This window comes from Sphingomonas aestuarii (assembly GCF_054457155.1).
The window spans coordinates 1-14,072 of the sequence record NZ_JBTKVV010000001.1 but is presented as its reverse complement, the minus strand read 5'-3'; the positions used below and the strand labels follow the sequence as shown (position 1 = coordinate 14,072).

The window sequence follows — 14,072 nt, the reverse complement described above, 5'->3', positions numbered from 1 at the left end:
CGCGGCGGGAATTTCTAGACGGACGGGGGGCCTCGCGACCAGATCGGTATCGCAGGCGGATCGCGATGCGACTGCCGATAGCTTCGATAGGCGAATTTGGTGCCCGCAATCGGGCTTGGGTCGAGCGACCCGGCGATGGCGTTGTCGGACCCTGGATCCGGCCCGTCGCCGACCTGGGCGTCGTCGCCGATCTCGGCCTGGGCCGTACCACCGATCGCAACATCATAGGTCGCGACGCTGAATGGCGAACCGGCGACGCGTTCGATCGGCGTGGTGGCGGGCGTCAACGCATGAACCGCGACGATCAGCAGCGCCAGCACCGCCAGCGCGCGCCGAACCGTCCGGATCAAGGGAGAGGAAGTCGTCACCACGCTTCCTACTAACCTGTCGCGCCATAATTGCCACCCGCGGCGTGGGGTCGCCGGCAAATTCCCCGAGCGTGCTACCGGGCGCGCGACGAACACCCAGCCGTTTCGGTCTAAGCGTTTGTCAATCTTTGACTATTACAGCCATGCCGATGATGTGCCGGGTATTGCCCCTTTTTCCAGTCCCGACGCCCCCGCGACGCGCGGTGGCCACGGGTGGCGCATGCTGATTCCTGCCATCGCCACGGTCGTCGCCGCGCTGCTCGTTGCCGTGGCGGTGTGGGCCACGCGTCGCCGCAGCAACGCATTGAGCGGCCCGATCGCCCGCGCGCAGGCCTTGCTCGGTCGGCGGTTCACGGGGTCGCAACATGACCGTGCCGCAGAAGCGATCGACGCCCTGCTGGCCCGGATCGACAACGACGCACACCGCACGGGTCAGGTTCATTCGGCCACCGGATTGCCGACGCGCGAGCCGTTGTTCGTGCGGATGACCGGCGACGGCCACGGCATGCTGCTGCTGCTCGCCTGCCGGGATTACGACCGGCTGTGCGCGTTCGATCCGCCGCTGGCCGACCGGGTGCTGACGGCAATCGTCGATCGGCTGCGCGCGATGCTGCCCGCCAGCCGGTTCCTCGCGCATGTCGATCGATCGCATCTGGCGATCTGGATCGGCCCGGACGTCGAACCGGGGGCCGCGATGACCGAGGCCGAGGCGCTGGTCTATGCGCTCGGCAACCGGCTGGTCGATGGCGAGCGGGAGATTCTCCCCGAAATCGTTGCCCGCCATGCACGTTTCGATGCGGCGAACGCGTCACCCCAGGCAATCCTGTCGCAGACGCTGTCTTCCTTTTCGGTCCCGCTAGTCGCCGACACCGCCGAAAACGTCGCCACGCTCGATCTGGGCGCGCATGCCCGCGAGCGTTTCGCCGTCGAACAGGATTTGCGCCAGGCCGTCGCGCGCAGCGAATTGCGGATGCAGTTCCAGCCCTTGATCGACGCTACCGCGGGCCGCGTATGCGGTGCCGAAGCGTTGCTTCGCTGGCACCATCCGACCCGCGGCCTCGTGCCGCCGGGACGATTCATCCCGATCATGGAATCGGCGGGACTGTCGCAGGAAATCGGGCTGTGGGCGCTCAACCACGCGCTGCGCGAAGCGCGCCACTGGGCAAGGAGCGAAACCAATCCGCTACGCGTCGCGGTGAACGTGTCGGGCCATCAGCTCGAAGCCGACAACCTGATGACGTTGATCGACCGCACGCTGGCGCGGCACGCCCTGCCCCCGCCGCTGCTGGAGGTCGAACTGACCGAAAGCGTCGCGCTGGCCGATGGCGACCGGGCGGTGCGGCTGTGCGAAGCGTTGCGCGAACGCGGCGCGTCGATCGCGATCGACGATTTCGGCACCGGATATTCCAGTTTCAGCGCGCTGCGCGCATTGCCGTTCGACAAGATCAAGATCGACCGCGCGTTCGTCACCGATATCGACACAAGGCGCGACAATCAGGCGATCTGCGCCGCGATCCTGGCGCTGGGGCGCGGGCTGGGCATCCGCGTTCTGGCCGAAGGCGTCGAGACCGCGCGCGAATATGCGTGGTTGCGCGCGCATGGCTGCCAGTTCTTTCAGGGCTTCTATTTCGCGCGCCCGCTCGACAGCGACGCCTTCCTCGATTTCGTGCGCGATCGGGACACGCTGTCCCGGTTGCTCGCCCCGACCGAAATTCCGTCTTCCCCCGAAAGGTTGATTGCATGACCGCTGGTTTGCGTAAGATTTTCACCCTGGCTCTGGTCGCCGCCGCGATGGGTCTGGCCGCCTGTTCGGGCGGACCGAAGGTCGCGACCGGCGCGCCGCCCGCGGCACCGACGGCGATGGGAGAGATCGAGGCGATTGCCGAGCTGCTCCAGCAGGGTGAGGCGAAAGACGCCCGCAAGCGGCTGGACAAGGCGCTGAAAACCGATCCGATGAACCCGTCGCTGCTGGTGCTGCTTCAGGGACTGACCGGCGACGCCAAGGTCGATCTCGGCCCGACCAGCTATCCGCACACCGTGCGCGCGGGCGAAACCATGCCCGACCTGGCCCAGCGGTTCCTGGGCAATCGGCTGAAAGCGTATCAGCTGGCGCGCTATAACGACATCGACACGCCCGCGTCGCTGGCACCCGGCCGGGTGCTGCGCATTCCGGGCCAGCCACCACGCGTGGCGCCCGCGCCGCGCCCGGCGGCACCGCGAGCGACAGCGCCGACCCCCGCCACGCCGCGCGCCAAGCCGCCTGCTGCGGCACCCGCTGCGCCTGCACCGCGCGCTGCGCCGGCCGCCAATCCCGCTGCGGCCCAGCGCGCGCGGTCGGCAGGCCTAGCCGCGCTCAATCAGGGCAATGTCGCGAATGCCGTCACGATGCTGCGCCGCGCCGCCGCGCTCGACCCCGGCAATGCGGCCATCGCGCGCGATCTGGCGCGTGCCGAACGGATCGCGGCAACCGTGCAGTCGCGGCGGTAATCCATTGATAAGGCATTGATCGTACAAGGCGACGACCGGGTTAAGGATGTGGGGCTTGCCGAATGACGACGATGTTGGGACGATATCGGATTGACGGTCGGCTGGGCGAAGGCGCGATGGCCGACGTCTTTCGCGCCCACGATCCCGATATCGGACGGACCGTCGCGATCAAGCTGCTCAAGCCCCAATATGCGCGCGACCCGGAAATCGGCGCGCGCTTCCTGCGCGAGGCGCGCGCGGCGGGTGCGCTCAGCCACGCGAATATCGCAACCATCTTCGATGTCGGCGAAGTCGATGGCGTCGCCTATATCGCGATGGAGCTGGTCGACGGAAAGCCGCTCGACGAAGTGCTGCACGCTGCCGGACGGATGCCGTACGAACGCGTGCTGCGGATCGGCCGCCAGCTTGCCGATGCGCTCGCCTATGCCCACCGCTCGGGCGTGGTTCACCGCGACGTGAAGCCGTCGAACATCCTGATCTCTCCCGACGGATCGACCGCCAAACTGCTCGATTTCGGGGTGGCGCGGGTCGGCGATACCGAAGGCGCGGCCCTTGCCAGGACCCAGGTCGGGCAGCTGGTCGGCACGCCGCGTTACATGAGTCCGGAACAAGCGATGGGGTTGCCGGTCGATGCGCGATCCGACCTGTTCTCGCTGGGCGTCGTCCTCTATGAAATGGTGACCGGCAAGGTCGCGTTTCCGGGAACCGGTCTCGCCGCGCTCGCCATCCAGATCGCGCAGGACAAGGTGGCCCCGATCGGGGCGAGCGCCGCCGATTGCCCGCCGGGCCTGCGCTTCATCATCGATAAGCTGCTCGCCAAGAAGCCCGAGCAGCGCTTTGCGGATGGCGCCGCGCTGGTCGCCGCACTCGACCGCGAACTGAGCGCCGAGCGCGAGGCTTCACCCACGCGCCGCGGCCTGCCGCTGCGAATCAAGCTGCCGCTGACGCTGTTCGTCGTGACCGCACTCGCACTGGCCGCCAGCGTCTATTCGATCCTGGGCCGCGAACAGCGCGCACTGGAACAGATGGCGGCAATCTCGGGCAACAGCATCGCCGCGTTCGTGACCGGCAACGCCGCCGTGGTTGCCGCCGATAATGCGGGGCTGGCCGCAGCCGATCAGGACTGGGCATCGCTTCAGGCGTTCGTCGCCACCGCGGCGCAGGACGAAGGCGTGCGCGACATCGTCGTCGCCGATGCCGATGGCGTCATCCGTGCATCGAGCCGCCCCGACCAGATCGGTCGACGCTATCGCGTAAGCAGCGGCGAGCCGACCATCGACGGCGCTGGCGACCGTGCGGTCACCAGCGCGCCGGATCAGGGAGCGGGCACCGGGCTGCGCTTCGTTCGACCGATCCTGTATGCGGGCGCACGCTTCGGCACGGTCGATCTGGTGCTCAAGCGGACGGCGCTGGACCAGGCCATCGCCCGGTCGAAAGCCCTGCTTGCCGCGCTTTCGGCGATCGTCATGTTCGCGGTGCTGCTGGTCGGTTATCTGAGCGGTGCGATGGTCGCCCGCCCGCTTCGCCGGTTGCGCGTCGCGCTGGACGACGCCGCCAAGAACGACTTTGCGATGCGCCTGTCGCATCGTCGCCGCGACGAATTCGGCGAGGTGTTCGACGCGTTCAATCGCGCCGCCGCCGAAGCCGAATCGCGGGTACAGACGCGCGCCGCAGACGCCGACGCCGCCGTTCTCGCCACCCGCATCGCGGCCTGAGGGTAAGCGCCATGTACATGCTCCAGCTGTTCGACGCCGACGATGCGGTCCAGCCGATCGACGCGCGGCTGCTTCAGGACGGCACGTTGAGCATCGGGCGCGATCCCGCCGCCGGATGGCCGATCGCCGATCCCGAATGCGCGCTGTCGCGGGCACATTGCGAATTTCAGGTCGCTGCCGACGGCCTCTACCTGAAATCGCTGGGCAGCAACGGCGTGTTCGACGACATTGCGGGCACCCGGTTTCCCGATGGTCAGCCCGCCCCGGTATCGCTGCCGGGGGCACTGAGAATGGGACGGTTCCGAATCGTCGCGACCCATGCGCCGCATAATGTCGCGGGCATCGACGAAGGTCGCACGATGGTCCTGACCCCGCCGCTGGGCGCGTCGATCGAGGTGCCGAGCGACTGGGCCGAAGCCGCGCCGGTCGCGCCGGTCGCGCCGGTCGGCGACGGTTCGCTGCTTGAGGCGTTCTGCGAAGGCGCGGGGCTCGATTCGTCGCTGCTGTCGAGCGAGGAGCCGGAGGAAGTGATGCGGCGCGCCGGTGCGCTCTATCGCCAGATGGTGCTGGGCATCGGCGACCTGATGACTGAACGCAATCGTGCCCGTGCGCGCTATCAGCTGACCCGCACGACGATCGGCGGCGAAGGCAACAACCCCTTCAAATGGGCGCCGTCGCAGCGACTGGCGATCGATCTGCTGCTTGCCGGATCATCGAGCTTTCTGTCGGGCCCGGCCGCGCTCAAGGCATCGTTCCGCGACGTCAAACGTCATCTGGTCGCGACCTTTGCGGGATTGCAGGGCAGCCTGCGGCATGCGGTCGACAGCTTCGATCCCGCGCGGATCGACGCCGCGATCGCCGACAAGGCAAGCCTGCTGAAAAGCCGCGCGGGGCTTCAGGTCGAAGAGGTCGCGCGTCGTCATGCCGACCTGTCGGCCCAGATCGAGGCGGGCGATGCGGGGTCGCTCGACCACGCCTTCGTCACCGCTTATGACCGCACCGAAGCGGCGCTCAACCGCGGCGAGGCAGAGTGAACGCGCTGTTCCGCCGGCCGACGCCGATGCCGCCCCCCGTCATCCGATCGACCAGCCGGACCCATGTCGGTCGCGTGCGCCGCGTCAACGAGGACCGGCTGCTCGACGCCCCCGACCGCGCGCTGTGGGTGGTGGCCGACGGCATGGGCGGGCACAGCGCCGGGGACGTCGCAGCCGAGGCTCTGGTCGCCTATCTCGCAGCGAGCGGACCATTGCCCGACGCCGCTTCGCTGGAGGCCGCACTGGTCGAAGCGAACGACGCGATCCGCGAGCAGACCGGCGGACAGGGCGGAACCACGGTGGTCGCGCTACAGATCGCGGGCACCACCGCGATGATTTCCTGGGCGGGCGACAGCCGAGCCTATCTGATCCGCGACGGCGCATTGCGGTTGCTGACGCACGACCACAGCGTCGTCCAGCAGTTGATCGACGCGGGCGTCATCACGCCTGAACAGGCGCTGCATCATCCGCATGCCAATGTCATCACCCATGCGCTGGGCACATCGACCGAGGTTCGGATCGACACCAGCGCTATCGAGCTGATGTCGGGCGACCGCCTCTTGCTCTGTTCGGACGGCCTGTCGCGCTCGCTCAGCGACCGCGACGTTTCGGGTGAGTGCGCGCTCGACCCGCTTGCCGACCGGATGCTGACCAACGCGCTGCAACGCGACGGTCACGACAACATCTCGCTGATCCTGATCGAAATCGGGTAGGCGCCGCCCGCCGCCCCTTGCGTGCCGCGACCGGAGCCTTAGGGACGGTCGGGCCACAAAGGGGGAAGATGATGAAGCGGTCGGCTCTGATTTCGGCATGCGCGTTGTTACTGGCACCGCCCGCGTTCGCGCAGGACAAGCGAGCCGAGCAGGCCGAGGTCGATATCGCGCCGCCGGTCGTCTCCACCACGCGCCACAGCGGCACCTTCGGCGGCCAGCGCATCGCGTACCGCGCGGTCGCGGGGGAAACCTATCTCCGCGACAAGGACGGCAAGCCGCTCGCCGCGATCACCTCGTACAGCTATATCAAGGAAGGGCCGGTCGATCCGAACCGCCCGGTCTCGTTCATCTGGAACGGTGGGCCGGGATCGGGATCGCTGTGGCTGCACATGGGCGCGTTCGGGCCGAAGCGGGTAGTAGTGCCGTCGGATGCGCGCGACGACGGCGCCCCGCCCTTCCCCATCGTCGACAATCCCGAATCGCTGCTCGACGTGACCGATTTGGTGTTCATCGATCCGGTCGGCACGGGATTCAGCCGCGCGCTGGGCAAGACCGATCCCAAGGATTATTGGGGCATCACCCAGGACGCCAAATCGATGGCCGAGTTCATCCGGCTGTGGCTGTCCGAACATGGCCGGTGGAACGCGCCCAAATATATCGGCGGCGAAAGCTATGGCACAGTGCGCGCCGCCGCCGTCATCCGCGAGCTGGAGGGCAGCTATACCGACGTATCGGTCAACGGGATCATCCTGATCTCCACCATCCTCGACATGAGCCAGGCGGCCGACGTGCCGGGCAACGAACTGGGCTATGTCACCAACCTGCCGACGATGGCGGCAACCGCATGGTATCATGACAAGGTGGCGAACAAGCCCGCGCAAGTCTCTGACTTCGTTGCCGAAGCACGCGCCTTCGCAATCGGCCCCTATGCCGCCGCCTTGCTCAAGGGCAATGGGCTGAGCGACGCCGAGCGCCAGCGGATATTGCCGCAACTCTCGCGTTTTACCGGCATTTCCGAACGCTTCCTGTCGGACGCCGAACTGCGGCTGTCGCCCAGCCGTTTCTACAAGGAATTGCTGCGCGACCGCGGGCTGACGGTGGGGCGGCTAGACACCCGCTATACGGGCCGCGATTACGATGCGGCGGGCGAGCGCCCCGACAACGATCCCAGCTTCTATGGCATCGACGGCGCCTATACGGCGGCGATGAACCAGTGGGCGCGCGAAGGGCTGAACTACTCGCCCGAGCGGACCTATGTGTCGATCGGCGGCGTCGGCGACTGGGACTGGAACATCGGCACCGGGCCGCGCGGCGGATCGGGCTACCTGAACGTCGCGCCGTTCATCGGACGGGCGATGCGCGAGAATAGCGGTCTGCGCGTGTTCGTCGGCCAAGGCTATTACGACATGGCGACGCCGCTGTTCGGGGCGGAATATTCATTGAGTCGAACGGGGATTCCGGACGACGGGCGGATCACCTGGGCCTATTATGAATCGGGCCATATGATGTATGTGCGCGAGGAGGATTTGCGTAAGCTGTCCAGCGACTTGCGGGCGTTTATTCGCGCGCGCTGATGGTATTTACCCGTCATTGCGAGCGTAGCGAAGCAATCAGCGCCGCGCACGATGCCCTGGATTGCTTCGCTGCGCTCGCAATGACGACACCGGGGTTGGCTAGTCGGTAACCGGCGGCTCCGCCCCCGAGAATATCCCGTTCAAGAACCCGGTGGCGTCGTCCAGCACCGGCCCCTTGCCGCCGAACGGCCGCGACAGCGCCATGACGATCCCCTCATGGCTAATCCCCGGATATTCGCGCACCTCCGCGCGTGCGCCCAGATCGGCGAGCGCCTTTCCCAGCGCCACCGAGTTGCGCGGGCGAACCACGGTGTCCGCGCTTCCGGTCGCGAGCAGCATCGGCGGCGCGTCGGCGCGGGCATAGGTGATCGGCTGGGTCGTCGTCTTGTCGGCGACATGGCCCATCGCGACTTCTGCGCGCGGCGAGGTGAAGGGCAGGAAATCATAAGGCCCGGCGAGGCCGACCACCGCCTTCACGGTGTCGGACGGCGCACCCGCCCCCGTCAGCCAGTGCGGATCGAGCGCAAGCAGCGTGACGATATGCGCCCCCGCCGAATGGCCCGCGAGCGCGATCCGGTCGGGGTCGCCGCCGTAGCGCGCGATATTGGCACGAGTCCATGCCACGGCCTGCGCGCCGTCGGTCATGAAATCCTCGAACAAGGGCTTGCGGTAATCGGGGACTACGGTGACATAGCCGCGCGACGCGAAGGCGCGGCCCGCAAAGCCATATTCCTCGCGCCGCCCCATCGCCCAGCCGCCGCCGTAGACGAACACCACCACCGGGCGCAGGCCGTTGCCGCGTTCTGACGGGCGCCAGATGTCGAGTGTCTGGCCGTGATCGCCGAACGCCACGGCCTCTGCCGCGCGTTCGGTGCCGCGTGCGCCGCTCGCCCGGTCAAGCGAGTTGAGCACGCCCTGTGGCGTACAGGCGGCAAGCAGCGGGATCAGGGCCACCGCCGCCCACCGCCGCGCCGTCACGAAACGTAACTCGCCGTGGTCTTCGCGGCAATCTCGTCGGCGGTGACGCCCGGTGCCATCTCGATCAGCCTGAACGGGCTGTCATGGTCGGGCCGCTGGAACACCGCCAGATCGGTAATGATCATGTCGACGACGTTCCTGCCGGTCAGCGGCAGGGTGCATTCGGGAATGAATTTCGGATCGCCCGATTTGGCGTTGTGCTCCATCACGACGATGATCTTCTTGACGCCCGCGACCAGATCCATCGCGCCGCCCATGCCCTTGATCATCTTGCCCGGAATCATCCAGTTGGCGATGTCGCCGCCTTCGCTGACTTCCATCGCGCCGAGCACGGTCAGGTCGATATGCCCGCCGCGGATCATGGCGAAACTGTCGGCGGACGAAAAATAGACCGATTGCGGCAATTCGCTGATCGTCTGCTTGCCCGCATTGATGAGGTCGGGGTCCTCCTCGCCTTCATAGGGAAACGGCCCGATGCCCAGCATCCCGTTTTCCGATTGCAGCGTGACCTCCACCCCCGGCGGAATATGGTTCGCGACCAGAGTGGGAATGCCGATCCCCAGATTGACGTAGAATCCGTCCTTCAATTCGCGCGCGGCGCGTGCCGCCATCTCGTCGCGTGTCCACGCCATCAATTATGCTCCCTGGTGATAAGTATCGGCCATGCCCGCCACGTGCCGATGGCGTAGGCAAGGCCATAGAGGAATACGATTGCCGACGACCAGAAGATGAAGGTCGCCGACAGATCGGGGCGCCCCCATGCGGAGGGAGGCAACAGCCCCATCAGTCCGCGCGCAAGATAGATCGCGCTGACGACCACCAGTCCGGCCCGCAGCAGCGGCAGCCGGACGATTCTGCCCGCCCCCGAAAAGGCATAGGCCGCCCACACCGCCAAGACAGCGGCGATCCCAAGCGTCATCAACGCCGGCATCGCCTCACCGCGTTCCGCCGCCTGGGCCACGCCTTCACCCGCGCCGAAGAAGCGATACCAGTCCGGGCCACCGACGATGCATGCCAGATGAAGCATCGACGCCAACAGGCTCAGCAGACCCCCGACCGTCAACAGCGTGCGACCCTGCGCCACCGCTTTCGTCGATGGTCGCTGTATCATCGCCTCAGCGGCCCTGTTCCGGGCCGGGCCGGTCTTCGTCGTTGCGGCTGGTCGTTGGTGTCGGCGCAACCGCACCGCCCATCACGCCGCAGAAATTGCGCGCGTCGAGCGCTTCGAGTTCGGCGATCCGCGCCGTCTGATCGACCGACGCCATATCGACCGCCTTTGCCTCTTCGGCGAGCGCGGCCAGCACCTCGGCGCTCGCTTCGGTCAGCACCGGCTTGCTCGATGCCTCCATCGCGCCGCCGACGGCCTCGGCGTGCGGCGCGGCGATGCGGCCTGCCTCTCCCGGCCCGGCTTCGACAGCCTGTTCAAGCAGCTCCGCCGGAATATGCGCACGCCATGCGCTGACCATATTCGCGCGCCAGGTCGGTATGTGCTTGTCATAGGTCGCCTGAAACGCCGGGGTGAACAGCGCGCAGCCGCGTTCGGCGCCGAGCGCGATGAAGGCGCGCTTGAACGTGTCGGTGCCCGCCACCGTCCGCATCAGGAAACCGCGAAACTGGGTGTCGGGCAGCGCCGCCGCGACGATCGCCTCGTCGCTGACCTGCGCAATTGCGGGCGTGGCCGCGACCAGCGCGGCCATCGCCATCAGGGGAAATCGGATACGCATACTCGTCTTCCTTACTCGCCGGGATCGCGCCACTGCTTGTCGACCGGGAATACCTCGTCGAAATCGCCGCGAATGCTGGGACCATAGACGGGGTTGGCGAACATGAACCAGCCCGCGCCCCACATCGGCGCATAGTCGCCACGCCCTGCCGCTTCGCGCCGTTCGCGAACGCCCAGCGTCTTGGCGTTGAAAAGATCGGAGAAATCGCCGAGCTGGTCGCCCGCCATCGCCACCACGCAATAGCGTTCGGAGATGACGGCGCGCCGCCCGTCCTTGGCCGATCCCTCGCCGACATCGCCCGCCAGCCACAGCGTCTCGCGATGCTTGACCGGCCCCAGACCGTTGCGGTTGAGCGCGTCCGCCGTCTGTGCGGCATGCACGCTTTCGCGATTGGTGTTGTAGATCACGACGACGCCCGCCTGGCGCAGTGCGCGCAATGCCGTCACCGCGCCGGGGATCGGCGCGACCTTGTCGGCGCCGGTCCGTTCCCAGCGCTGCCAGCGCGCGCTGTCGAAGCTGCGCCCGGTGATCGCCTCGTCATATTCATAGCCGAGATTCTGGATCACGGTTTCATCGACGTCGAGCACCACCGCGAACGGCCGGTTGCCGCACGGCACCCAGCGCGGCGCGGCCAGCGTTGCCCCGTCGGCCAGCACCACGCTGTCGCGCGGGCGCGCCTTGATCGCGGCGAGGGTGTAATCGCGAAACGCGCGGAACGCCTGGATCGACGTCGCGGCGGATTCGCCCGAGCCGTAGAGCCACTGCATCCCCTTTGGCGGCGCTGCGGGCTGGGTCGGCGAAACCGGTTGCGTTACAGGGGCTTGCGTGGCGGTGGTCGCACAGCCTGCGAGCATCAATGCGGCCACACCGATCAGGCCCGTTCGTTTCGAGCGAAGTCGAGAAACATGGCACCAACGCTTCTCGACTTCGCTCGAAGCAAACGGATTTCGGGAATGGACCATCACGCGTTCTCACGCTGGCGGACGGTACGAAACTCGATCTTCTTGTCGTAGGGCGCGCCCACGATCATCCGTTTCACATAGATGCCAGGCAAATGGATCGTATCGGGATCGAGGCTGCCGACCGGCACCACTTCCTCAACCTCGGCGACGCAGATGTTCGCCGCGGTCGCCATCGGCTGATTGAAATTGCGCGCGGTCTTGCGAAAGATCAAATTGCCCGCCTCGTCCGCTTTCCAGCCCTTGATGATCGACAAATCGGCGCGGATGCCACGTTCGAGAATGAACTCCTCGCCGTCGAAGACCTTCACTTCCTTGCCCTCGGCGACCTTCGTGCCGACGCCGGTCTTGGTGTAGAAGCCGGGGATTCCCGCGCCGCCCGCGCGGCAGCGTTCGGCGAGCGTCCCCTGCGGGCAGAACTCCACCTCCAGCTCGCCGCTCAGATATTGCCGCTCGAACTCCTTGTTCTCGCCGACATAGGACGAGATCATCTTCTTCACCTGACGCGAGCGGAGCAGCTTGCCCAGCCCTTCATTGTCGATGCCCGCATTGTTGCTGGCGATGGTCAGATCCTTGACGCCTGCTGCCTGGATCGCGTCAATCAGCCGCTCGGGGATCCCGCACAGGCCGAAGCCGCCGGCGCAGAGCGTCATCCCGTCATGAAGGAGCCCGTCGAGCGCGGCTTGCGCGTTGGGATAGAGCTTCTTCATCGACGATTCTCCTGCACTTTGTCTGCGGCGATAGTCGGGCGAGCGCAGGACGGTCAAGCGAAGCTGCCCCCTCCCCAATTGCGATTTCGGTCGCTAGACCAGGCGTCATGACCAACTCACGCACCGGTGGCCGCATCCTCGTCGACAACCTGATCGCACAGGGCTGCGACCGCATCTTTCAGGTGCCGGGCGAGAGCTTTCTCGCCGTGCTCGACGCGCTGCACGACACGCCGCAGATCGATGTGGTGACCTGTCGTCAGGAAGGCGGCGTGACCTTCATGGCCTCCGCCGACGGCAAGATGACCGGGCGGCCGGGCGTCGCGTTCGTGACGCGCGGGCCGGGCGCGACCAATGCGTCGATCGGCGTGCATGTGGCGATGCAGGATTCGCGGCCGATGATCCTGTTCATCGGTGATATCGACCGTGGCACGCGCCACCGCGAGGCGTTTCAGGAAATCGATTTCGAGGCGATGTTCGCACCGATCGCCAAATGGGCGGCGCGGATCGACGATGCTGCGCGGCTCCCCGAGTACATCGCGCGCGCCTATGCGACGGCGATGAACGGGCGACCGGGGCCGGTGGTGCTGGCGCTGCCCGAGGATATGCTGACCGATGTCGTGAAGGCGACCGACCGCGCGCGGATCGAAAAGCTGCCGCAGGCCGCCGATCGGCAGGCGATGGCGCGCCTGGTCGAGATGCTCGGCGCGGCGAAGAACCCGGTCGCGGTGATCGGCGGCGCGGGCTGGTGCGGCGGGGCCTCGTCTGCCTTCGTCGAAGCCGCCGAGCGGATCGGGATGCCGGTCGCGGTCGCGTTTCGGCAGCAGGATTCGGTGCCCAACACGCTGTCGGTCTATGCCGGCAATCTGGGCTACGGCCCCTGCCCGCGCCTGCCGGAACGCATCAAACAAGCCGATCTGCTGCTCGTCATCGGCGCGCGGATGGGGGAGGCGACTACCGACGGCTACACGCTGATCGACCCCGACCATCCGGGTCAGACGATGATCCATGTCCATCCCGACCCGGAAGAACTGAACCGCGTCTATGCCGCCGATCTCGCCATCTGCGCCGACATGCGCAGCTTTGCGACGGCGCTGAACGCGGTTGTCGACCTGCCGAGGTTCGAAACGGGCGCGGCGGCGCATGCCGAATGGCTCGACTGGTCCGACCCAAAACCCCGCGACGGCGTCCAGCTCGATCTCGGCCCGTGCGTGGCGCACATGCGCGACGTCGCACCCGCCGACACCATGATCTGCAACGGCGCGGGCAATTTTTCGGCCTGGTGGCACCGCTACTGGCGCTATTCGGGACCGTGCGCGCAACTGGCGCCGACGTGCGGCGCGATGGGCTATGGCGTGCCCGCAGCGGTCGCGGCAGCGCTGCGCAACCCCGACCGGCTGGTGGTCGCCACCGCAGGCGATGGCGACTTCCTGATGAACGGCCAGGAACTGGCGACCGCGATCCAGCACGGCGCGAACCTGATCGTGATCGTCGTCGATAATAGCGGATACGGCACGATCCGCATGCATCAGGAACGCGAATATCCGGGCCGGGTCAGCAGCACGGGGCTGGGCAATCCGGATTTCGCCGCGCTTGCCCGCGCTTACGGCGCGAGTGCCGCGACGGTCGAGCGGACTGCGGAGTTCGCTCCCGCGTTCGACCGTGCGATGGCGCAATCGGGGGTGCGGCTGCTCCACCTGAAGACCGACATCGAGGTCATCAATCCGGCCACGACGATTCGCGCGATCCGCGCGCGCTGATCAAGGGGATGCCGCGGTAACACTCGCGCGCGCTCCGATCTTCGACTTTTGTA

The 14,072-nt window shown here is 67.0% G+C and carries 14 protein-coding genes; 7 read left to right on the top strand and 7 right to left on the bottom strand.

Annotated elements, in window-relative coordinates; translation table 11 throughout:
- Nucleotides 1-14: 14 nt before the first annotated feature.
- Nucleotides 15-350, bottom strand: coding sequence for a hypothetical protein (locus ACX0GZ_RS00070; RefSeq protein ID WP_458811857.1), 336 nt, complete (start codon nucleotides 348-350; stop codon nucleotides 15-17).
- A 238-nt stretch (nucleotides 351-588) separates the two neighbouring features.
- Between ACX0GZ_RS00070 and ACX0GZ_RS00065 the strand changes: the two genes are divergently transcribed.
- The 6 genes from ACX0GZ_RS00065 to ACX0GZ_RS00040 all read left to right on the top strand — a co-directional run bounded on the left by ACX0GZ_RS00065 (nucleotide 589) and on the right by ACX0GZ_RS00040 (nucleotide 7,891).
- The gene (locus ACX0GZ_RS00065) at nucleotides 589-2,112 is read left to right on the top strand and encodes a putative bifunctional diguanylate cyclase/phosphodiesterase (protein WP_458811854.1); all 1,524 of its coding nucleotides are present in this window, start codon (nucleotides 589-591) and stop codon (nucleotides 2,110-2,112) included.
- Entirely contained in the window at nucleotides 2,109-2,855 is a 747-nt protein-coding gene (locus ACX0GZ_RS00060; protein ID WP_458811852.1) for a LysM peptidoglycan-binding domain-containing protein, read from the top strand. Before ACX0GZ_RS00065 ends, ACX0GZ_RS00060 begins: the two co-directional genes overlap by 4 nt.
- 62 nt (nucleotides 2,856-2,917) lie before the next feature.
- Nucleotides 2,918-4,570 carry a protein kinase domain-containing protein gene (locus tag ACX0GZ_RS00055; RefSeq protein WP_458811849.1) on the top strand — a complete coding sequence of 551 codons (1,653 nt, stop codon included), beginning with the start codon at nucleotides 2,918-2,920 and terminating at the stop codon, nucleotides 4,568-4,570.
- 11 nt (nucleotides 4,571-4,581) lie between these two features.
- A complete protein-coding gene (locus tag ACX0GZ_RS00050; RefSeq protein ID WP_458811846.1) occupies nucleotides 4,582-5,604 on the top strand; it encodes a type VI secretion system-associated FHA domain protein in 1,023 nt (340 codons plus the stop codon).
- Nucleotides 5,601-6,317, top strand: coding sequence for a PP2C family protein-serine/threonine phosphatase (locus tag ACX0GZ_RS00045; protein ID WP_458811843.1), 717 nt, complete (start codon nucleotides 5,601-5,603; stop codon nucleotides 6,315-6,317). Before ACX0GZ_RS00050 ends, ACX0GZ_RS00045 begins: the two co-directional genes overlap by 4 nt.
- 71 nt (nucleotides 6,318-6,388) lie before the next feature.
- Nucleotides 6,389-7,891 (top strand): S10 family peptidase, encoded by a 1,503-nt coding sequence (locus ACX0GZ_RS00040; protein ID WP_458811840.1) that lies wholly within the window; start codon nucleotides 6,389-6,391, stop codon nucleotides 7,889-7,891.
- Between the two features lie 99 nt (nucleotides 7,892-7,990).
- On the opposite strand, the gene ACX0GZ_RS00035 is transcribed toward ACX0GZ_RS00040, so the two are convergent.
- The 6 genes from ACX0GZ_RS00035 to ACX0GZ_RS00010 form a co-directional block, all read right to left on the bottom strand.
- Nucleotides 7,991-8,845, bottom strand: coding sequence for an alpha/beta hydrolase (locus ACX0GZ_RS00035; RefSeq protein ID WP_458811837.1), 855 nt, complete (start codon nucleotides 8,843-8,845; stop codon nucleotides 7,991-7,993).
- Nucleotides 8,846-8,865: 20 nt separating this feature from the next.
- Nucleotides 8,866-9,501, bottom strand: a complete 636-nt coding sequence (locus ACX0GZ_RS00030) for a CoA transferase subunit B (protein ID WP_458811834.1) — start codon at nucleotides 9,499-9,501, stop codon at nucleotides 8,866-8,868.
- On the bottom strand, nucleotides 9,501-9,953 hold the full coding sequence (locus ACX0GZ_RS00025) for a hypothetical protein (protein WP_458811831.1): 453 nt from the start codon (nucleotides 9,951-9,953) through the stop codon (nucleotides 9,501-9,503). Before ACX0GZ_RS00025 ends, ACX0GZ_RS00030 begins: the two co-directional genes overlap by 1 nt.
- Before the next feature lie 31 nt (nucleotides 9,954-9,984).
- The gene (locus tag ACX0GZ_RS00020; RefSeq protein WP_458811828.1) at nucleotides 9,985-10,593 is read right to left on the bottom strand and encodes a hypothetical protein; all 609 of its coding nucleotides are present in this window, start codon (nucleotides 10,591-10,593) and stop codon (nucleotides 9,985-9,987) included.
- An 11-nt stretch (nucleotides 10,594-10,604) separates the two neighbouring features.
- A complete protein-coding gene (locus tag ACX0GZ_RS00015; protein WP_458813256.1) occupies nucleotides 10,605-11,447 on the bottom strand; it encodes a 5'-nucleotidase, lipoprotein e(P4) family in 843 nt (280 codons plus the stop codon).
- 107 nt (nucleotides 11,448-11,554) lie between these two features.
- Entirely contained in the window at nucleotides 11,555-12,262 is a 708-nt protein-coding gene (locus ACX0GZ_RS00010) for a CoA transferase subunit A (RefSeq protein ID WP_458811825.1), read from the bottom strand.
- Between the two features lie 107 nt (nucleotides 12,263-12,369).
- Between ACX0GZ_RS00010 and ACX0GZ_RS00005 the strand changes: the two genes are divergently transcribed.
- The gene (locus tag ACX0GZ_RS00005) at nucleotides 12,370-14,019 is read left to right on the top strand and encodes a thiamine pyrophosphate-binding protein (RefSeq protein ID WP_458811822.1); all 1,650 of its coding nucleotides are present in this window, start codon (nucleotides 12,370-12,372) and stop codon (nucleotides 14,017-14,019) included.
- The last annotated feature ends 53 nt before the right edge of the window (nucleotides 14,020-14,072 follow it).